The organism is Paraglaciecola psychrophila 170 (assembly GCF_000347635.1).
Taxonomy (GTDB): Bacteria; Pseudomonadota; Gammaproteobacteria; order Enterobacterales; family Alteromonadaceae; genus Paraglaciecola; species Paraglaciecola psychrophila.
This window is the reverse complement of sequence record NC_020514.1, coordinates 1,176,930-1,197,402: the sequence shown is the minus strand read 5'-3', so window position 1 is coordinate 1,197,402 and position 20,473 is coordinate 1,176,930. Positions and strand designations below refer to the sequence as shown.

Genomic DNA, 20,473 nt, shown 5'->3' with positions numbered 1-20,473 from the left:
AGACACCAAGCAATAATAAGCGATGGTGAAGGCATAATTTATCGTGATAAGAATGGTTTTGCTCAACACATGTTGTGTCTTTATGAATTTTTTAGCTGGCTATGCCGCGATAGAGATCATTATTAATACGAGGGCTTGTCACTGCTGTAGGCTATTTGAAGAGCGCGTTAGGGAAAGTAAAACAAGCCTCGCGGCTTGTTTTACTTTAATTTACGACATCTACTAGATTAGCTAGGATCTGCGATTTTAACTGCCACAGGCGCTGATGGTGCTGTAGTTAGCTGTTCAAGCGGTGGCGCAAAATCAGTTAAGTTAATGCCTTCCACTGCTTTTTTGTATTCTTCCAAAGTAGGCGTACGCCCTAAAATACTAGACAGAACCACCACTGGTGTAGAAGCAAGTAATGACTCACCTTTCTTTTCAGCAGTATCTTCTACTACACGACCTTGAAATAAGCGTGTTGAGGTGGCGAGTACCGTGTCGCCTTTTTCAGCTTTCTCTTGGTTACCCATACATAAGTTACAACCAGGGCGTTCAAGGTACATGATGTTTTCGTATGTTGTACGCGCAGTGTTTTTAGGCACAGCGTCATCAAATTCGAAACCTGCATATTTCTTAAGCACATCCCAATCACCCTCAGCTTTAAGCTCATCAACAATATTATACGTTGGTGGTGCAATCACTAGTGGTGTTTTAAATTCAACTTTGCCGTTTTGCTTTTCAATATTTCTCAACATTTGAGAAATAATTTGCATATCCCCTTTGTGAACCATACATGAGCCAACAAAGGCTAAATCTACTTTTTTGCTGCCTTTGTAATACGAAATAGGTCTGATAGCATCATGAGTATAGCGTTTTGAAACATCGGCATTGTTAACGTCTGGATCCGCAATCATTGGTTCGTCAATGGCATCAAGATCAACCACTAATTCGGCAAAATATTCAGCATTATCATCTGGTCTTAGTGCTGGTTTTTCTCCAGATGTAATATCAGAAATTCGCTTATTTGCTATATCAATTAATCCTTGAAGAACTTGGGGTTCATTATCCATGCCCTTATCGATCATTATTTTAATACGGCTCTTAGCTATTTCTAATGACGCAATCAAAGTGTCATCTTGAGAAATACAAATAGAGGCTTTCGCCTTCATTTCAGCAGTCCAATCGGTAAAGGTGAAGGCTTGATCGGCAAGTAAAGTACCAATGTGAACCTCAATAACTCTTCCTTGGAACACATTATCGCCAAACTTTTTTAACATTTGAGCTTGCGTTGCATGCACTACATCACGAAAATCCATGTAGCTTTTCATATTGCCTTTAAATGTCACTTTGACGGACTCTGGGATAGGCATGTTCGCTTCGCCAGTAGCCAGGGCAAGTGCAACCGTTCCCGAATCAGCACCAAACGCTACACCCTTCGACATTCTAGTGTGCGAGTCACCACCGATTATAAGTGCCCATTCATCCACCGTAATATCATTCAAGACTTTGTGAATAACATCCGTCATTGGGTGATAAACACCTTTAGGATCCCGTGCTGTGATAAGACCAAACTTATTCATAAAGCTCATCAGCTTAGGAATGTTAGCCTGTGCCTTGGAATCCCATACTGAAGCAGTATGACAACCCGATTGATAAGCCCCATCAACAATGGGAGAAATAACCATGGCGGCCATAGACTCTAGTTCTTGAGACGTCATTAAGCCGGTTGTATCTTGAGAACCCACGATATTGACCGTTACACGGACATCAGAGCCAGCGTGAAGAGCCGTTTTAGAGGCAACGCCTACTGCATTTTTGTTGAATATTTTTTCAACAGCCGTTAAACCTTGGCCTGGATGAGAAATTTCTTTAGAAGAAGCATAGACAGGCTCTAACGCTACACCGAGTGTTTCAGCTGCGAAAGTTTGTAACTTTTTACCAAATACAATGGCGTAAGACCCGCCTGCTTTCATAAACTCAACTGCTTGAGGGTTAAAAGCCGAAGAGATATCAACCAGTTCTTTATCGCCGCTGAATAGCTTCTTCTGTTTAGTGTTAATCGTTAGCACTGTGCCCGTTTCGACAGAATAAGTTTGCTCAAGAACGGGGTCGCCACTTTCGTTAAGCACAGGCTTACCGTTAGCATCGAGTTTTTTAACCCAGTTTTTAAGATCTAAACCGATACCGCCAGTCACACCAACAGTCGTTAAAAAGATAGGCGAAATGCCATTAGTACCTGCAACAACGGGGGCAAAATTCACAAATGGAATATAAGGACTGGCTTGCTTACCCGCCCATAAAGCCACGTTATTAATACCTGACATTCTAGAAGAGCCTACACCCATGGTGCCCTTTTCAGCGATTAACATCACTCTCTTGGCTGGATGTTGTTTCTGAAGTGCTTGAATTTCAGCTTGAGCAGCGGGAGAAATAAGACACTTACCGTGCAATTCCCTATCTGAACGAGAGTGAGCTTGGTTACCAGGTGATAATAAATCCGTAGAAATATCACCCTCACCAGCGATGTAAGTAACCACCTCAATTTCTTCGTCTATTTCAGGAAGTTTGGTAAAAAAATCTGCTCTGGCATAACTTTCAAGGATATCTTTAGCGACCGCATTACCCGCTTTAAACGCCTTTTCAAGACGACTCATGTCTGCTTCATATAAATAGACTTGAGTCTTTAATACTTCTGCTGCTGGTTTTGCTACTGATACGTCATCAGATAATGCTAAATCTAAAAGTACTTCTATAGAAGGACCACCTTTCATATGAGATAACAACTCAAAAGCAAAGGTAGGTGTAATTTCTTTGACGAAGACGTCACCTAAAATGATTTCTTTTAAGAATTTAGTTTTTACACCTGCGGCGCTAGTGGTGCCAGGCAAGGTGTTATAAATAAAGAAATGAAGCGAGTCTTCTCTGTGCTCATGGGCCGAGTCTTTAATTTGCTCGATAATTTGGGCTAATAATTCAGCACCATCAATTGGCTTAGGTGCCAATCCTAGATCTGTCTTACGGCTTTCAATTTCTTTAACGTATTCTAAATACAAACTCATATACAACTCCCAAGGGCGATAACATGCTAATAATATACTCATTAGCAGGGTGAAATTTTGTCGATAGTTTACCTAATTTTCTATTCATTAAGCATCTTTTGGTAAAATAAGCGTTCTACATCAAGGCTTTCTTTAAAAACAGCTTAATTTCCAGCGGGTGATGTTTTCATTACCCGCACTAAACGGGCAACTTGCTCAGCATCCAATAGCTTAGGCGGGATATTCGTTGCGGCACGTTGTGCAACGTGGTGACAAGAGGCCTGAGTAACGGTTTGTGTCTTCAAATTGACTCCCAAAACAACTATAAATACTGGAGCATAAGACATAAGAACTGAATTATAATGGTTATTACCCAAAAGTGAAATTCACTAAGCCCTTAGTTTACTTATACTCAGTATTTATTTAATTGATAAGTCTATTTATCTGTTGAGTAAAATTCTATTTTACTTACCCAACACTGAATTTATATATCTTCACTTGGGATGATACGCAGGACTTTGCCATTTTCACTATCAGTTAAGATATAAATTGAACCATCAGGATGGACACGCACATCACGAACCCTTTGTTCTAGTTCTTTAAACAAAGATGTTTGACCGACCACATTTAATCCGTCCATATGCAACCATCGCACTTCTTTAAACTTCAAGACGCTGACTAACAAATCACCATTTAATTCACTAAACAGATGACCCTGGTGAACTGCCATACCCGAAGGAGCGATAGAAGGGGTCCAATCTAGTCTGGGTTGCTGCATATTTGGATATTCGGTAAAAGGGCTAATGCGAGAGCCGATATAATCTAGTCCTTGGGTAATCACGGGCCAACCATAATTGACCCCAGCTTGAATAATATTCAGTTCATCACCGCCATCTGGTCCGTGTTCGTTTGAAAAAATCACATTTCGCTTGGAGTCAAAAAGTAGGCCTTGGTGGTTTCGATGCCCATAACTAAAAACATAATTACTAGGCGAATCAGGGTTTTCAGTCACAAAGGGATTATTGGTTGGTACGCTACCATCGTCGTTAATGCGTATTATTTTAACCAGCAAACTATTTAATCGTTGTGCATCTTCACGGTAATCGAAGCCATCACCACTGGTGATAAGTAGTGTGTTATCAGGTAAAAAAGCCATGCGCCCAGCAAAGTGTACCGGCGTTGACTTAAAAGGAGTCACGGTGAAAACAACTTGTTGCTCTACTAATTTGTTACCAATTAATTTTGCACGCATAACCCGTAAAGCATTTTGGTCATCATTGCCTGTAGCGTAAGAAATATACACCCAATTATTTGAGGCAAAATTAGGATGCAACACGACCTCTAATAATCCGCCTTGCCCTTTAACGTATATATCAGTGGGCAAGCCAGTAATCGGCGCAGACACTTTGTCATGGCTTATCCTTGCCAATTTGCCAGTACGCTCAGTCACCAATAAACTGCCATCGGGTAAAAAGGCTAATGACCAAGGAAAATTTAAGCCGCTAGCGACTTCCTGTATTGTATAACTGGGGAACGGAGCTTGTTGCGCAGCTGATAAGTGTGAATTGCAGCTTAAGAGAATAAGCAGCCCAAAAATAAAAACCCGATATAGCATAGGTGTGTCTTCTCTAATTTAGAATAAAATCCGAATAGCGGATCATAGTTCTATTGATATTAACTTTCAGTTCGCCCATTATCGCCATATTCTATATCCCGCATCAACACGAAAATAAGTAACACTTTATGAAATTATATTTTTACCTCAGGCTTTGTACACATTTTCTTGTCGCAGTGATTTTTGCATTTGTTCTAGCAAGCTTGTTTCATAGCCAATTTGTGATGGCCGAATTGACCAAGGTAGGAGTGGAAATTTTGTTCAACGATCGGCTCAGTATGAACCTTGATGACTTATTAGGCCTATATCCTACTTATGGCATAGTGATAGCGGTTAGTTATTTCATCTCCTTCATCGTGGCAGGCCTATTAATCAAACGGTATACGTTATCCCCTAACATTCTGTATTGTTTGGCAGGGGGCGTAGGAGTCACGGTGGCACTTTTAGCCATGCATCCTATTTTAGAGATCACCCTATTAGCCGGTGCTCGCAGTACCTTTGGTTTTATATGCCAAAGCCTAGCAGGAGCAATGGGCGGAGTGGTGTTTGCAAACCTTAGAATAAAGCAGCACATTGCCACCCAATAAAAACTCACAAAAGCATCCACAAAAATTCAAAAAATAATAAACACCGTAGCAGCAACTATTGAATTTAAGTTATTCAAAAAAAATGTTAAATACTTCGATGGCAGTTTACTTATTTGGTATTTTATTTAGAAAAGTGTGCTAGCAAATGATCAATAGCCAAACGGGCTCGCATAGGTAAAAATCGACGATTTTGATATACCACCCAACTGTGTGAATCAGTACGCCAAAAGGTCTGCAATATTGGTACTAAACGTCCATGTTCGACAGCTTGTAAAAAGTTATGCTCAGGCATATAAGCAATACCTAAGCCCTGTTCGCACGCGTTTACCACTGCGTGAGCATTATTACTTTTCCACCTACCCTGCACTCTTATATTCTGTTGCTCGCCTTGATGCTCAAACAACCAATGATCATTATTTGAAACAATACAGCTATGTCTTTTTAAGTCATTAGGACCTTTAGGTATGCCATATTTGCTTAAATAGGACTGACTAGCCACAGCCATCATAGGATGCGCTAATAATTTACGGGCAATCAGACCAGAACCTTCTAACTTGCCATACCTGATCGCAAAATCGATACCGTCTTCGACAAAATTGACTTTCTTACTATTGAAGTCAATATCGATAGACAACTCAGGGTGTAGCAAAGCAAACTCCATCAATGCTGGGGCGACTTGCTGCTCTGCAAAGGTACCTGCTGCGCTCACCCTCAACGTTCCAACCAATTTAAGTTGCTGAGTATTAATTTGCTCGTTAGCCTGTTGTAGACCCGTGACTAGCTCCTTGCATTGATGATAATAATTTAATCCTGTTGATGTCAGGCTGACCAACCGCGTGGTGCGAGCAAACAAAGCACAACCTAAACGTTTTTCTAATTTTAAAATTTGCCGACTGACATGACTAGTACTGCAGCCTAACTGCTTAGCGGCTGAAGAAAAACCATGACTCTCAGCCACACTCACAAATTCAATAATACCTTCAAAGTTTTCCATTCCACGCTTTATTATTGCTATATAACAACAGTAATTTGCCATTTAGCTATATTGTTGTCAATTCACTCAGCAACTATAATAATCTCAATTTAAAGAAAGCGTATTTACAAAACTAATTAAAGGGGCAATAACAATGAAAAAAATACTTATTCCAGTGACTAATCATGGCACTTTAGGTACAACAGACCAAGAAAATGGTACTTATTCACCTGAGATCACTCATGCATTGCATGTGTTTTTAGAAGCAGGATTTGAATATGATATTGCTTCTATCAAAGGTGGCAAAGCGCCTATTTATGGCACCGACATTGAAGGCGATGCTGTTAACGACAACATACTAAACAACCAAGAGTTCCAAAACAGGATTAATAACACTCTTTCTGTTTCTGACGTTAATATTGATGATTACGATGCGGTATTTTATCCGGGTGGTTTTGGACTGTTATCTGATTTAGCCAGTAACCAAGACTTTGCAGCACTTAGTGCCAAACACTACGAAAATGGCGGACTTATCGCTGCAGTATGTCATGGTCCAGCGGCCTTGTTGCCTATCACATTAAGCAACGGTGAAAGTCTTTTAGCCAATAAATCTGTTACCGGTTTTACTCGTGAAGAAGAAATTGATTACGGCACAATAAATGATGTACCTTTTCTTTTAGAAGAGTCACTTGCTCGTAACGCTGCTCGTTACAGCAAAGTACAGCCTTGGGGGGAGTTTGTAATCGAAGACGAACGCGTGATAACAGGTCAAAACCCTACCAGTGCTCATGCTGTTGCTGTAGCTATACTAAAACAATTAGCTAAGTAAAATCTCAAGTATTAAGGACGTAAAATAATTTTCGTCCTTAATATATTTACTAATGTCATAAATTTAAGTGAGTACATGCTAACAACCTAAAGAATTTAAATATCTTGAATTTAATCGCTCATATTATCTGAGCACGGCTTAAAATTGTTCTCGCAATGCGCGCCTGGATGCCTTATCAACCAATGCAAATAGTCTATCAACTTCATCTTTGTTACTAGATGCTTGATGGCCAACCACCTTAACCAAGATGTGTTTTATGCTCGACGTTAACTGGTAAAATTCCTGGTACAGTTCATAGTTATTGAGCCGCTTATTTTTACTCGAAAAATAATGACTCTGTTCAAGAGAAATTCGCCTGTCCGGCAAACCGATGATATTTTGAGAATCAGTATAAATGGTCAATCTGAAGTCCCTTTCAGCAGCCAAAATAATGATGTCATGTAACGCCCACAACAATGTTTGTAATTCTAACTTAGTCGAACTTGTCGGTGTAAAGCGTTTGATTTTCACATCATGTTTAAGTCTGTCTATAGACCTACACTGTTCTGATACAACTAAGTAAGCGCCATACCCCACTTTTAATTGATTATTAACACTACCGTCTGTAAAAACCTCTAAATGAAGCATTCATTATCCGCTTAAAAATACAGTTACTTTTGAATTTTACAGCATATTACGCACCTTCGTAGACTAAACAATTCAACTAAGTTCAGACTGAAAATAAGCAGTGTACTAAAGATAACAATTTCAATTTAACTTTACGTTTTTGGGTGAGGAATTCAGAGCGAGATTAAAGCATTTATTTGTATTGTGTGAATAGAATATTACAGCAGGCAGTTAACGATATCAGTGTCGCTTCTGCTGTTTCCAAGTACCTCCATATTGATACAGCGCTTGGCTTTTTACTTTTGACTGACAATTAGAACAGATAAAAATCCAAGGGGCAGCTTGTTGTAATCGAATCCGATACAACACAGACTCGGTTTTTGCACAGTGCTCGCAATCTTTCAGCTGGCGGTTTCTTAGTGACTTTCCCATGCATATACTTTTAAAGTAATTTAGCCACAACAACGGCACAATGTGAGCCAGTTCCAACCAAGTTGCCCCACACTCGCATAGCTAGATTAGGTTCACCATTAATCGCGCTGAGCGCTTCGTCTCTGTGAGCTTGCTCATCAACATTACAAGCTTGCATCATTTTTAAAATGTCGACTTTGTCACAAAACTCCAGCTTGGAAAGAGCGTTTATTTGTTGCCTGTAATGAACGTCAACAAATGACTCTACTTTGTAAATCGTATAATAAACCCAATTTTTTCCAAGCAACATGGACAGTGCGCCCATCATGAATCCAGCGAACATCCAAAAAAAAAGAAGTGCGCTACCTCTAAATCGATGTATCAAGTTTTCAAATTGAAGCAGATGCTCTTTCTCTGTCGCTAAATGATGTTTAGCGAACGTTTGTATATCGGAGTCTCGTTTGAAACGATTTACCAACAATATGCCACGATATATCCAAACAGCGCCGGTTTCCCCCGCATGGCTTGCCCGAAGTTCTGCACGAATCGATGAGGCATATCGTGTGGTATTAAAAACATTTAACTTATGCATCTTTACTTGTGCCTTGCTCCGACATTTTTGTATTGGTATTTTTACCAGATAAGGACAGTAATCCGATGCCAAGAACCGCTAGCATCGATATTGCTAAGCCAACAACTATGTAGGCAACCCAAGCTACGCTCACACTCATCTCCTAAAAACTATAATGAATTTACAAATGTATTTATAAGTGAGATTACGATTTGTATGGGCAGAGGATCATACTAAAATTTGTGTTTAATTGATTGTTATACAAAAAGACAAACATTAATTTTCGAACAAATACATTCCGTTAGATACAAGTGGTATACTGAAAAATAGAGCTAAATCCTTTTAGCTTGCAATAGAGTTCGCTAGCAGAATACTCATGGTAATTGAGTAAATGCCCGCCAACTATAATATTATCTTACCCAGTGACCGGGCTTATTAGTTCGATAACCTAAGGTTTTATAAGCTGCATCAACTAATGATTGACCGCGTTCATTTAACATTAAACTAGCTCCCATTTTGGACATGGAATATCCAAAGCCAAGTTTACATTCGGGATCTGCAAAACCAATACTACCACCAGCTCCGACATGCCCAAAAGCCTGCTCACCCATAATCGCGGTTTCAAGTTCTCCCGTACTACGGTGACGGTTGTCCATTGATTTCATAAAGCCCAGAGCAAACCGTGACGGGATCAACAAAGTAGCATCTTCCATCGTCGCCACAGACACTGCACTCATCTTTTCAATATGATCGCTTGATAGCAAAGTCACCCCGTTCAAGCTACCACCATTAGCTAAGGGCGCAAATAATCCGGCGAGTGCCCGAGCGTTGGCAATACCACCACCGCCACCAATCTCTGCAGCGTGTGCCTCTCGGCAGTTGGGTTGATAGTTACCGGAATTGAGGAAACACAAGTGCTGAATAGAGGCCCGGTTTGTCATCATATTTGTCATAAAAGCAGTCGGTTTATCATCGGGACTGGGCGCCTGAGAGATCATGCGAGCGGTTCGCTCTTCATGTTCTTCTGGTAAACCTATCCAATAATCGAGCCCCAACGGATCTGCGAAATTTTCTTTGAAATAACGACCTAAGGAAATTCCTGACACTCGGCGAACAAGCTCCCCGACAGTCCATCCAAAAGACATCATGTGGTATCCACTTCGAGTACCGGGGTCCCAAAAAGGCGCTTCTGCCGATAATCGCTCGACCATATAATCCCAGTCGTAATAACCGCCTTCTTTAATGGGCTCACGAAATGCTGGCAATCCTACAGAATGATTTAGCATCATTCTAACAGTCACATTCTCCTTACCGTTTTGAGCAAATTCTGGCCAGTATTGACTTACTTTTGCATCCAGCGCCATTTTACCCTGATCGATAAGCCTGTGAGCGCACAATGCGGTGGCAGCTTTAGTGCATGAAAAAACCAATGATAGCGTGTCTTTTTCCCAAGGGGCTTGAGTAGCAGGGTCTCGATAGCCACCCCATAAATCCAGCAACGTCTCCCCTTCAACGTTAAGAGAAACTGATGCTCCAATCTCCCCACGCTCTTCAAAATTTTTCACAAATTCTTCAGCGACATTTTGGAATTTTGGATCGCAAAAACCACTCACGGTACCAAATTTAGTCTTCACATTTATTTCTGACATACACTTCTCATTACGTTAAACAAAATATTAAAATCTGGCTGGAACGAATAGAACGGTCATAACCTATCATCAATCCCAATTAAACCTGAGCAACAGTTTGCATCAAATACTCAGGATACGAAACAAGTCACCCGTTTTGTCTTGCTTCCAAGTGAGTCAGAGATAAAATAAAATTATGCAAACTCTCGAACTGTATCTAACATGGCTATTAAAATGAGAGCCAATATTACCACCCGCTTTCAATTCAAAATCAGGTGAAGCCCATTCGCTATATGAAGCCTATGTCTTGGGTGTATATTGATCATTACCATTAAGAATTAGTGAAAGTCTGGTCACTATTGATATAAATACGGTAATAAGATAAGTTGCTCGCATAATATACGACAAGAATAACGATCAAGGTGCTACATCATGACTCTAAGTAAACGATATTTTTTTGGATTTTTACTATTAACTCTTTTAAGCAGTAGCTCAATAGCGCAAACCGTTTCACCTACATCATTGTCAATAAACGGCAACATTCTTCAAGCAAAACTTCAAGTCACAAGCTTAATTGAATTAGATTTAGTAGTGGAATTTGAAAGGAGTATAGGGTTAAGTGCTAACAATATTGAGATTAGTGCATCATTGATTGATGTAAATTCGAGTAGTGTGACAAATCGATTCAATGTGGATGATATAAAAGCGATTCCATCTTTTCCAGTTCTTATTTCAATTAGTCCCAAAGCAAACAGCGGATTTGGATTTGAAGGCCTAGCCTCGGTAGAAATTTATACAAGATCAATAGACTACAACGCTGCAATGCCCGCTAGGCTTTTTAGATCCCATGATAATGGTAATTTTGAAAATATTACGTCAATGGTTTCTGCAGGTAGTATTCGCGCCCGCGGAAATACTGGTAGTTTCTCAGACTTTATGATCTTGCTTGACGAGCGAAGCAATATTGACATGATTGATGACACATTTTCCCAATTAAGCCAGTTATTTAATCAACATGGTGACAAGGTTTCACTCATTTTAGCAACGTCGATACAAGCTTCTATTAACAACCTGCAACATGCGCTTTTGATGGCTGATTTCGCTACGGCATTAGAAGTGACTGAAAGCTTAATTTTCATTACCGAAAATGCAACAGGCGATCAAATGAGTAATGTTTGGCGCTCCTCTGGTGATGTAACCAACATGCAAGGTGAATTGCTGACTCGTCTTAAAACCTTAAGATACAGTCTTCGAGTTAACTAATTTTACTTTTGTAAAAATTTAATAAAGGACATCAGTATGCCAATGCGGGTTAACATTTCACTTGAATCAGGTTGGATGTCCGAACATATTCTATTTGAAGGTAATGCTTATAATATTGGGCGCTCAACACAAGCTGATGTGTTTATTAATCACCCCCAAATATCACGCGACCACGCCACGTTAAGTGCTAACGACGATATATGGTCACTTCAAGACACGAGTAGCGCCGGTTGTTATCATCGTAGTAAACGGGTCAGCTATTTGCCTATAACTGATCAGAAAACTTTAAAACTGGGCCCCGTTTTATGCCAGTTTAAGTACCTTAACCACCACCAACTGACTGCATTGGACAATCAGAATATGTGGCGCCAACGACAAGTTCAACAGCTGTCCCATCAATTTAGTCAGTGTTCTTCGAGTATAGCGTTACTAAAATCTGCACGACATTGCTTGCTACAAACATTGGGCTGTGAGCGTGCGGCTCTAATTTTGGTAGATCAACAAAAACAACTTCAACAGTGCCTGGGCCACGAAACATGGATGGATAACGAGCGTTTTAGCGGCAGTAAGACGATTATTCAACGTTGCATTGATGAAAAACGAGTCCTTGCCATTGGTAATATTCAAGCTGATCCTAGTCTAGCGATACAACATAGCGTTATGCGTTACAACATCCAGGCTGCCCTGTGCGTACCTATTATGTCTGAAAATAATGTCATTGGCGTTTTATATGCCGATAACACCCAAGGTCGTCAATTTTTCACAGAAACAGAAGTCAAATTCGTTGAATCGTTTGCCAATATCCTATCATTGCGTTTGTTATTTCAATCTATAGAACATAAAATCTCAGCATTATAACTATTAATACTCACGTTGCTGAGAAACCAATTGGAGTGGTGAGTTGACTGATCACACCGAGGAATCATTGAACAGCAATAACCTGGCCACCCAACCATTGCGCTCTGCTTCGCAACTATCCAACAATACGACCCTAGTCGAACGCTTTCACATAATTGCCCCCCTTGGCAGTGGCGCACAAGGTAATGTGTATCATGCGTACGATCAGTTATTAGAAACAGATATAGCCATTAAAATCGTTGAAACCTCATCGGATAACCAGACTCAGTTGGACTCAATACGCAACGAGGTATTGATTGCCCGTCGTTTACAACATCAAAATATTATTAGAGTTTATGATGTGTTTGAAGATCAGGGCCTAATCTTTTTTACCATGGAGCTCATTACTGGTATATCACTGTTCAAGCGCCTCGAAAAACTGATATTACAAACTGAATTTCAGCTTTGGACTCAGCAACTATTTATTGCGTTAACTGCATGTGAGGCATCAGGTATTAAGCATGGGGATATTAAACCCGACAACATTCTGATTGATGAGCACAATAATCTTCGTCTAATAGATTTTGGTATTGGTCAGTTCCATAATGATGAGTTACAAACAAGTGGTCACCAAGATTTTTCTGCACCAGAGGTTGTTTGTTCTGGCCAATCCAGCGTGCAATCTGAACTCTATAGCGCAGGAAAAATAATTCAGTTAATGCTGGCAAATATTAACTATAACGCATTATCAATGACCGCACGTTGGTGGCACTCAAAACAGGCTACTTTTGCAGCCCAACTTTGCCATATAAACCAGTCCAAACGCCCGACATTAGCTAAAGCCAACGACTTTTATCACTTCAAGAAAAAGACTACTACGCTAAGTTATAGAGCTCGGCTAATAGGGGTTTTCATCATCATAAGTGCATTGGCTTGGTCTATATGGCAACAACAGAGTCAACCTAATAATGCTTTGCCAACAAGCACGATTCAAATTGCAATAATCCATGATGGTAAATCTTCACTGCTCAATGGACTAGTTGAACTATTTGAAATGCCTCTGCAAACCAACCCTCAATTATCGGTAGTAAATGGATATCGAACACAAAATACAATTAATAATCTTGCCTTAAAGCCAGTTACCGCCGACCAAGATAGAATAAGATTGGCTACAATATTTGGATTAGATGCAATAATAATGCTGACAATCAATAGTATCCAAGCTGATGATTTTTTAATACGAGCGAGTATTCGTTCGATGCCTACTGACATCAGTATGGTTGAATTAACCCGAAGTGTTAATGCAAACACACTTGAACAAGATTTAGCTGATTTTGCTAAAACATTGTTTGAACAATTTGAATTGCAATTATCACAACAATTTGAGCAGTCTGAAGCCACTTCTTTTTTATCTGGGCTGAGTGCATTTACGCCAAGTCTTGATAAAGATGAGTCGGACAGTTTACCGAACATACATAATAATTTTACTCAGTACGCCCCAAAATATGCAGGAACTTGGTATCAAGCCGCCCATAAAGCTTGGCAAGAGGGGGACATACAATCCGCACAAGATAACCTACAAACTTTATTTGCATTGAAAAGTAATTCAGTTTTTTGGTTACTTAGTGGTCGTCTATTGGAAGCTGAAATTAATAATGATTTAAAATTAGCACTACAGGCAATTCAAAAACTGACTGCTGCCTTCCCACAACGTTCTGCATTATTAGCTAAACGAGGTGAAATATACGAATGGGCAAACGATTATGAATTAGCCATAGCCGATTATTACCAAGCAACCGAACTGGAACCGAATAATGCGCAACTGTGGTTTGAATTAGCACGACTCAAAATAATCTCAGGAAAGACACAAAGTGCGATTGATAATGAATTGACTCGCGCCTTAGTCCTATTCAGAAAAAATAAAGATCAAGCTGGGGAAGGCTTAGTATTAAATGCTTTTGGAGTAGCTTACATACGATTAGCAGAATACGCTACTGCAGAGAAATACCTACAGGATTCGCTAACAATTTTTGATTCTCAAAAATATCCCCTTGAACGGGCTAAATCGTTAGCCAACTTGGCTAATCTGGATGCTTTAAATGGTCAATTTAATAAAGCTAAAACTGCACTAGAAGAAGCATCACATTTACTTGAAATCTTTGGTGATACAAAACAACAAGCACATGTCCTTGATACACTTGGTTTTTTATATGAGGAACAAGGGCTGTATTCTCAAGCATTAAGCTATTACAAAAAAGGCCTCGACATTCGTACTACCAATGGTGGTGACATTAATCAGGCTCAAAGCATCAGTAATGTGGCGTATATGCACTTTTTAATTGGGGATTATTCCCTAGCGGATATCTACTGGCAGCAGGCAAAAGCGCTGTTTAATACAAGCAACGAAAAACTTCATTTACAACGTACTTTACAAAATATTGCACAATTAAGTATGGCAAAAGGCGATCACTTAACAGCAACGCGATATTTAGCTGATGTTTCCTATCAACTCGATGCCAGTAACAAACAAGAATTAATGATCAATAAATTGTTGTATAGCTTTTTAAACTTTGCAGATGGAGCCCTAACACATTCACTAGAAAACTTGTTAAACGCGGAACTTATTGCTCAGCAGACTGATGATAGCAGAGCTTTAACAGAGGTATACTTGTGGCACGGTGAGATTTGTTTGAGAACCGCTGATCTTCGATGCCTGAGCACTCAAATTGACTTAGTTAAAAGTACTATCGCGGGCTCTATGGTTGAGCAACAGGCATTATTAAATTGGTTAATATTTAGCTATGATGTCGAAACCTCTGAGATTTTATCAAGCGAATCAGTCAAATTTGTGGAAAACATAAAAACAGCCAATATTCCAGCCACCACAAAAATGAAAATTTTGTTAGATATTCAAGAAAGACTTAGCTTGCCAATCAATAGTCCCATTATGCAACTTTTAGAACAAATCGTTAAACCTGTTTACTATCAGGCCTATATGAATTTACTATTTCTTAAATCTTCTCAAGATACCGCTCTTACAGCGTTGCGGGAACAACTTATAGCTCATCCTAAATATTGGCGAAATCATATTTACTATCAGGCTTTTGACGATGAAAAAGCGCAATTAAAACAACTAGAGTTATTACAAGACTGGATGTTACAGCTAACAGAGCAGCAGGCTAAATCATATCGGGAGCTTTATCTTGCCCGCTGATCACAACCAACATTTAATAGCAGAAGTTCTGCGTCAACAAGCGCTGTTGCAAGCGCGATTAGATGACGAGCAATATAATTTAAATTTGCTTGCTAAACGTTTATGGGCACAACAAGAATCAGAGAAAGCCAAATTATCACGTGAATTACATGATGGTGTAGGTCAGCTACTTACCGGCCTTACCAGAAGGTTACAGAGTCTTAGTTCGAATCAACCTGAATTTCAAGAATTGGCGCAATTATCTCAAATGGCACTATCAGATGTTCGGCAGTTATCGCGTTTAATGAGCCCAACAATTTTAGACGATTTAGGCCTTGTTCCTGCTATTAAATGGTTATGTAGAAACTTATTTGAACATGAAGATTGCCAGTATGAATGTCAATTTGATTGTACATTGGAGTTGCCTAAAGACATCAGCATTTTAATTTTCAGGATTGCTCAAGAAGCACTAGTTAATATTATTAAACATGCGCAGGCCTCAAAAACTAAAATACTATTATCAAGTCATCATCAAACAATTAGGCTGGATATTATTGACAATGGCCTTGGCTTTGAGCATGAAAAAGTTGAAAAAGGTGTTGGTCTGATGAGTATGCAAGACAGAGCTCAAGCATTTAATGCGCAGTTAACTATTTATGCTAAGGCCAATAAAGGCTCAAGAATTACATTAACGGTTGCAATATGAGTATTTCCATCGTGATTGCTGATGATCATGTCCTCATGCGTCAGGGATTAATCCAAGTACTAAGTGCCGAAAAGGATATCAACGTAATTGGTCAGTGCGGTGACGGAATCGAACTTATCAAACAAGTTTTAAAACTCTCTCCGGATGTAGTAATCATGGATATATCAATGCCACGAATGAGTGGATTGGTCGCTATTGATAAACTGCTGGCACAACGCCCACAGAGTCGCATATTAGTATTATCTATGCATGATGAACTTGAGTATGTTGAAGCGATGCGCGATGCTGGTGCCATAGGTTATGTGTTAAAGGAAACGTCAAGCGAAGAATTGATTGACGCAATCAAGTTGGTAGCAGAAGGAAAAAGTGTCTTTCCTGCACAAAAAAAGAACAAGATCCTCTGGCTATTCAAATTAAGTACATCAATCCTATAACAATACTGACTCGCCGAGAGCGAGAAGTGTTTTTTTTAGTGACCGCCGGAAATACCAGTAAGAAAATTGCTGAACTGCTTGATATGAGTTTAAAAACGGCGGAAAACCATCGTGGTAATATCTACAAGAAATTACACGTTTCCAGTTCTGCAGAGTTAATAAGATTAGCTGGAAAAGCCGGTCTGTTGGAATAACCTAGCCAAATTAAACCTTCACACACCCTGTTCAATTCGTTTCATTGGCTTTCTAGTTGGGTCGAAGCCACACTGGTTTCACTGAGAGTCCAGTAAATTACAGGTTTTTAAAAGGCACAAATTAGCTTTCAAATCATAAAACCTATTTCAACTTGTCTTATTGCAATTCACTACTGTGAACTGGGTTTCCATGAAGCCATAGATCGCTGGACATAGCTTTGACGTTTAAACTGACAACGTCACTATCAATGATTTTAATCAACAATCTAAATCAATTTTCACCACCCACTGGATTTGACTGTGTTGACTGCTGAGTTCAACTGAACATCATCACAAAACATCAACTTGCAGGGTTTAACAAATAATGGCTTACGATACACCAGAAGTTAATAGATAAAGCAGGGGGAAACCCCTATTGAGGCTTTCTGTGGGATATGAAAATCTAGTGGTGTCATTAAACACATTAGGTTTTCACATGAGAAATATAATAAAAAATAAAACTCACCTTCTTTCGATATCCATTGCTGTTGCTTTAGCGAGTTCATCTATACAGGCCAAAACGTTTGATTCAGACTTACAAAATATTTTAGCCAACTCTGATCAGGATTCCCTGCACCAAGTCATTATTGCGTTTGACCAAACAGGCGCACTTAGCACCGCACAGCTTGCTGCATTGAACTCACTTGGTATAAGCGGAGTCAGCATGCAAAGTCTACCCATTGTGGGTGCATTGGCGACCCAATCACAGATTGAGGCAATATATACTCGTGATGACGTGGTTTCCATATGGGAAAATGAAGAAATCACCCTGGAAAATTTTGAAGCAACACAATTAACCGGTGTACAGCAGTTGCGTGCTGATCAAAGCATGCGTAAAAACGGCATTCCTTACTCTGGTCGTGGTATCGGTGTGTTGGTCAATGACAGCGGCATTGATGGCAATCATAACGACATCAAATTCCCCCAACATGTCGTGCAAAACGTTGCTGGTCAATTCAATTTACTCAACGACACAGGTATAGTGCCTGTTCTTTATCAGGAAAACGTTGCTAACACTGAAGTAGCCACAGGCCATGGTAGCCATGTAGCTGGCACTATCGGGGGCAATGGAGCAATGAGTAACGGCATGCATACTGGTGTTGCGCCGGGCGCCAATATCATCGGTTATGGCTCAGGGGCTTATAATCTTCTTTTGGACACTATGGGCGGTTTCGACTACGCCTCAACACATCAGTATACTTATAATATTCGTGTTATTTCTAACTCGTTTGGCCAAACCAGCGATGTGGGCAGCGATTTCAACCCAGATCACCCCACTAATGTGGTGACTAAAATACTGGCTGACCGAGGCATAATTGTAGTCTTCTCTGCAGGTAATTCTGGTTCAGGAGAGTCCACTATCACCGGTAACTTTAAAAAGGCACCTTGGGTAGTCGCCGTTGCCGCTGGCGACAAAAACGGTAATTTAGCTGATTTTAGTTCACGTGGCGTTTCTGAAAAAGGTGGACTTGTCACTATCGATGGTGAAGTCTTTGAATGGCTAGATCGCCCCACAGTAACGGCTCCAGGGGTAGATATTATCTCGGCTCGTTCCAGCACCAACTATTCGAATGCGATATCTATATCCAGTGATAGTGATTATATGGATACCACCCATGTACCTTTCTATACAGTTAACAGCGGTACATCCATGGCTGCACCTCATGTATCAGGCATTGTGACTTTGATGCTTGAAGCTAACCCTGATCTCGGTTGGCGTGAAGTAAAACAAATATTACAAGATACCGCCACAAATATGCCAAGTCGTGCACCTTGGGAAGTCGGTAGTGGCTATGTCAATGCCCACGCTGCAGTTAAAGCCGCGCTAGCGATGAGTGACAGTTTTGGCGACCATGACAAAACAGCCATTGATTTTAATGCAGGTGCCAATTTAGGCATACCGTCTTCTGAAGATTATCCTATTAGTTTCACTCCAGTGGGTGACACCGATGTAAAAGAGTTTGTCGTAGCCGACAATGTATCAATGATCATGGCCACCGGAACAGTTGAGTTAGGAACCGCTTTTGTGCTGGAAGATCCTAAGGGCAATCGCTATAGCTCAGGCATAGGACTTATCCAAGTTCAAGGTACAAATCGGGCCATTTCAGCTACTGGTATGCCAGGTATATGGAAGCTATATATGGGCGGGATCGGCAGTATCTCTGGGCAAAGTGTAGATCCGTTGGGAGTCACCAATGGCGTTGCTGGGCCTGAGTCGACCACTGTTACCGTAAAACAATTCGCAATTGATAGCTACTTCGGTGTCAACGATGCAATCGGTCACCCAGCTGAAAGCTTTATCAAGTTTGCAGTAGCCAGTCATTTGATGGATGGTACCGAAGAGGGTTTTCAGCCAGATAAAACAGTCACCAAAGCTGAATTAGCCAATATGATGATGTTTTATGGTGCTGTTCGCCAATCTAATGATGGCAACACTGTCAATTTTGTTGACAGTAATTCTGACACCGCAGCGGCTATGAATTCTGTGGTCACCAATGGTGCTTCAATTAAAGACCGTGCTTATGCAAATCAAGGGGTGATGCAGTCTGATTCCAGTGATATGTTTGGTGCGACTAAGCCAGTTACACGTGAGACATTAGCTTACACATTGGTACAAATGTTAGGCCAGCAAGAAGCAGCAGCTGAAGTCGATCAAGATCAGCCTTTAAAAGTATTTATCTTTGATCAATGGGTTGAAGTAGTAGACAGTGACATGATTGCACCTGAACTACTTGGCCATGTTCAACTGGCGCTGAATGCGGGTTTATTGCAAGCTGCATTTAGCTTTGAGGATGATCTCGTTGGAATGGGGCAAGTTTTGAAAGCCCGTTTTAATCCAGACACTCCAGTCAACCGTGCAGTAATGGCAATGAGCTTGACACAACTGACACCACTTATGGCAAAGTAAGTGTAACGACACACGCTAATCCAAAAGGTGGCCAAGGCTGCCTTTTTTTATATCTGCAAAAAAAACGTTAATCAATAACAAAAGATAACGTTCACAACTTCACTATTATCTAAACTTTAAAATATCACCGCACCTGCAAAATAGCCTAATTTCAATTTGAGGCAAGGTTAAATGAAGAGTTGCCATTCAACACATTAGGTTTTAGAGCTTAGATACCGCTTGTGTAATTAACTAACCTATACAACATAATTAAAGGCTGTTCATTATCAAAGAGAATCAACAATCATCGCCACATTTATCTCTTTGCTTAAGAATGAATACTCTCGAATAACTAAATTGAAATAAAATGTCTTAATAAGCTACATCATAGGGGCATTAAAATACATCAAGATGACTGAGCCTAAGTTGAGGGTATAAGCGATCACTTTGTCACGTTATATGAGGATGATGTTCGTGCATATTGATGTTTGAAACTGAAACTCTTTGAAACCCGGCGATTTGTTTACTTAGATTTCGCCCAAATTACATAATGTTTATAACGAGGAAAAGCCAAAGCTTAAGCTCTATAAAACTCAATGAATTAATGTTTGAAACTCAGCCTTGCCTAATAAACTGACAGACGGCTATGAGCGATCTATAGTCGTTCAAAAAATCTGTAT

The 20,473-nt window shown here is 40.1% G+C and carries 17 protein-coding genes; 9 read left to right on the top strand and 8 right to left on the bottom strand.

Going from position 1 to position 20,473, the window contains the following annotated elements:
- Positions 1 to 227 precede the first annotated feature (227 nt).
- The 3 genes from C427_RS05160 to C427_RS05155 all read right to left on the bottom strand — a co-directional run bounded on the left by C427_RS05160 (position 228) and on the right by C427_RS05155 (position 4,635).
- A complete protein-coding gene (locus tag C427_RS05160) occupies positions 228 to 3,041 on the bottom strand; it encodes a bifunctional aconitate hydratase 2/2-methylisocitrate dehydratase (RefSeq protein WP_007634647.1) in 2,814 nt (937 codons plus the stop codon).
- Between the two features lie 143 nt (positions 3,042 to 3,184).
- On the bottom strand, positions 3,185 to 3,325 hold the full coding sequence (locus tag C427_RS26230; protein WP_007634646.1) for a hypothetical protein: 141 nt from the start codon (positions 3,323 to 3,325) through the stop codon (positions 3,185 to 3,187).
- Between the two features lie 179 nt (positions 3,326 to 3,504).
- Positions 3,505 to 4,635: a PQQ-dependent sugar dehydrogenase gene (locus C427_RS05155; protein ID WP_007634645.1), complete on the bottom strand. Its 1,131-nt coding sequence runs from the start codon at positions 4,633 to 4,635 to the stop codon at positions 3,505 to 3,507.
- Positions 4,636 to 4,763: 128 nt separating this feature from the next.
- On the opposite strand from C427_RS05155, the gene C427_RS26225 reads away from it, so the two are divergent.
- Entirely contained in the window at positions 4,764 to 5,222 is a 459-nt protein-coding gene (locus C427_RS26225; protein WP_034898483.1) for a hypothetical protein, read from the top strand.
- A 121-nt stretch (positions 5,223 to 5,343) separates the two neighbouring features.
- Here C427_RS26225 and C427_RS05145 read toward each other — a convergent pair whose 3' ends face one another.
- Positions 5,344 to 6,216, bottom strand: coding sequence for a LysR family transcriptional regulator (locus tag C427_RS05145; protein ID WP_007634642.1), 873 nt, complete (start codon positions 6,214 to 6,216; stop codon positions 5,344 to 5,346).
- 133 nt (positions 6,217 to 6,349) lie between these two features.
- Between C427_RS05145 and C427_RS05140 the strand changes: the two genes are divergently transcribed.
- On the top strand, positions 6,350 to 7,024 hold the full coding sequence (locus tag C427_RS05140; RefSeq protein WP_007634641.1) for a type 1 glutamine amidotransferase domain-containing protein: 675 nt from the start codon (positions 6,350 to 6,352) through the stop codon (positions 7,022 to 7,024).
- A 138-nt stretch (positions 7,025 to 7,162) separates the two neighbouring features.
- On the opposite strand, the gene C427_RS05135 is transcribed toward C427_RS05140, so the two are convergent.
- From C427_RS05135 to C427_RS05125, 4 genes are all read right to left on the bottom strand, one after another.
- Complete coding sequence (locus tag C427_RS05135; RefSeq protein ID WP_007634640.1) at positions 7,163 to 7,651, bottom strand: ribonuclease HI; 489 nt, start codon at positions 7,649 to 7,651, stop codon at positions 7,163 to 7,165.
- Positions 7,652 to 8,072: 421 nt separating this feature from the next.
- Positions 8,073 to 8,633 (bottom strand): demethoxyubiquinone hydroxylase family protein, encoded by a 561-nt coding sequence (locus tag C427_RS05130; RefSeq protein WP_007634636.1) that lies wholly within the window; start codon positions 8,631 to 8,633, stop codon positions 8,073 to 8,075.
- Complete coding sequence (locus C427_RS26220; protein ID WP_007634634.1) at positions 8,626 to 8,766, bottom strand: hypothetical protein; 141 nt, start codon at positions 8,764 to 8,766, stop codon at positions 8,626 to 8,628. The genes C427_RS05130 and C427_RS26220 overlap by 8 nt, the downstream gene beginning before the upstream one ends.
- Positions 8,767 to 9,022: 256 nt before the next feature.
- The gene (locus tag C427_RS05125; RefSeq protein WP_007634632.1) at positions 9,023 to 10,261 is read right to left on the bottom strand and encodes a serine hydrolase domain-containing protein; all 1,239 of its coding nucleotides are present in this window, start codon (positions 10,259 to 10,261) and stop codon (positions 9,023 to 9,025) included.
- 411 nt (positions 10,262 to 10,672) lie between these two features.
- On the opposite strand from C427_RS05125, the gene C427_RS05120 reads away from it, so the two are divergent.
- The 7 genes from C427_RS05120 to C427_RS05095 all read left to right on the top strand — a co-directional run bounded on the left by C427_RS05120 (position 10,673) and on the right by C427_RS05095 (position 19,814).
- The gene (locus C427_RS05120) at positions 10,673 to 11,503 is read left to right on the top strand and encodes a DUF6689 family protein (RefSeq protein ID WP_007634630.1); all 831 of its coding nucleotides are present in this window, start codon (positions 10,673 to 10,675) and stop codon (positions 11,501 to 11,503) included.
- 36 nt (positions 11,504 to 11,539) lie between these two features.
- Positions 11,540 to 12,361, top strand: a complete 822-nt coding sequence (locus C427_RS05115) for a GAF domain-containing protein (protein WP_007634628.1) — start codon at positions 11,540 to 11,542, stop codon at positions 12,359 to 12,361.
- 43 nt (positions 12,362 to 12,404) lie between these two features.
- Positions 12,405 to 15,554, top strand: coding sequence for a serine/threonine-protein kinase (locus C427_RS05110; protein ID WP_015430510.1), 3,150 nt, complete (start codon positions 12,405 to 12,407; stop codon positions 15,552 to 15,554).
- Positions 15,544 to 16,239, top strand: coding sequence for a sensor histidine kinase (locus tag C427_RS05105; RefSeq protein ID WP_007634615.1), 696 nt, complete (start codon positions 15,544 to 15,546; stop codon positions 16,237 to 16,239). The genes C427_RS05110 and C427_RS05105 overlap by 11 nt, the downstream gene beginning before the upstream one ends.
- Entirely contained in the window at positions 16,236 to 16,673 is a 438-nt protein-coding gene (locus tag C427_RS05100; RefSeq protein ID WP_015430509.1) for a response regulator, read from the top strand. Before C427_RS05105 ends, C427_RS05100 begins: the two co-directional genes overlap by 4 nt.
- A gap of 26 nt (positions 16,674 to 16,699) precedes the next feature.
- Complete coding sequence (locus tag C427_RS26215; RefSeq protein ID WP_322786670.1) at positions 16,700 to 16,867, top strand: helix-turn-helix transcriptional regulator; 168 nt, start codon at positions 16,700 to 16,702, stop codon at positions 16,865 to 16,867.
- Between the two features lie 475 nt (positions 16,868 to 17,342).
- Positions 17,343 to 19,814, top strand: a complete 2,472-nt coding sequence (locus tag C427_RS05095; protein WP_007634611.1) for a S8 family serine peptidase — start codon at positions 17,343 to 17,345, stop codon at positions 19,812 to 19,814.
- Positions 19,815 to 20,473: the final 659 nt, after the last annotated feature.

What these genes read in the sequence shown, in the direction of transcription:
- C427_RS05160 (WP_007634647.1), bottom strand. Translation starts at nt 3,041, where the DNA reads ATGAGTTTGTATTTAGAATACGTTAAAGAAATTGAAAGCCGTAAGACA.
- C427_RS05155 (WP_007634645.1), bottom strand. Translation starts at nt 4,635, where the DNA reads ATGCTATATCGGGTTTTTATTTTTGGGCTGCTTATTCTCTTAAGCTGC.
- C427_RS26225 (WP_034898483.1), top strand. Translation starts at nt 4,764, where the DNA reads ATGAAATTATATTTTTACCTCAGGCTTTGTACACATTTTCTTGTCGCA.
- C427_RS05145 (WP_007634642.1), bottom strand. Translation starts at nt 6,216, where the DNA reads ATGGAAAACTTTGAAGGTATTATTGAATTTGTGAGTGTGGCTGAGAGT.
- C427_RS05140 (WP_007634641.1), top strand. Translation starts at nt 6,350, where the DNA reads ATGAAAAAAATACTTATTCCAGTGACTAATCATGGCACTTTAGGTACA.
- C427_RS05135 (WP_007634640.1), bottom strand. Translation starts at nt 7,651, where the DNA reads ATGCTTCATTTAGAGGTTTTTACAGACGGTAGTGTTAATAATCAATTA.
- C427_RS05130 (WP_007634636.1), bottom strand. Translation starts at nt 8,633, where the DNA reads ATGCATAAGTTAAATGTTTTTAATACCACACGATATGCCTCATCGATT.
- C427_RS05125 (WP_007634632.1), bottom strand. Translation starts at nt 10,261, where the DNA reads ATGTCAGAAATAAATGTGAAGACTAAATTTGGTACCGTGAGTGGTTTT.
- C427_RS05120 (WP_007634630.1), top strand. Translation starts at nt 10,673, where the DNA reads ATGACTCTAAGTAAACGATATTTTTTTGGATTTTTACTATTAACTCTT.
- C427_RS05115 (WP_007634628.1), top strand. Translation starts at nt 11,540, where the DNA reads ATGCCAATGCGGGTTAACATTTCACTTGAATCAGGTTGGATGTCCGAA.
- C427_RS05100 (WP_015430509.1), top strand. Translation starts at nt 16,236, where the DNA reads ATGAGTATTTCCATCGTGATTGCTGATGATCATGTCCTCATGCGTCAG.
- C427_RS05095 (WP_007634611.1), top strand. Translation starts at nt 17,343, where the DNA reads ATGAGAAATATAATAAAAAATAAAACTCACCTTCTTTCGATATCCATT.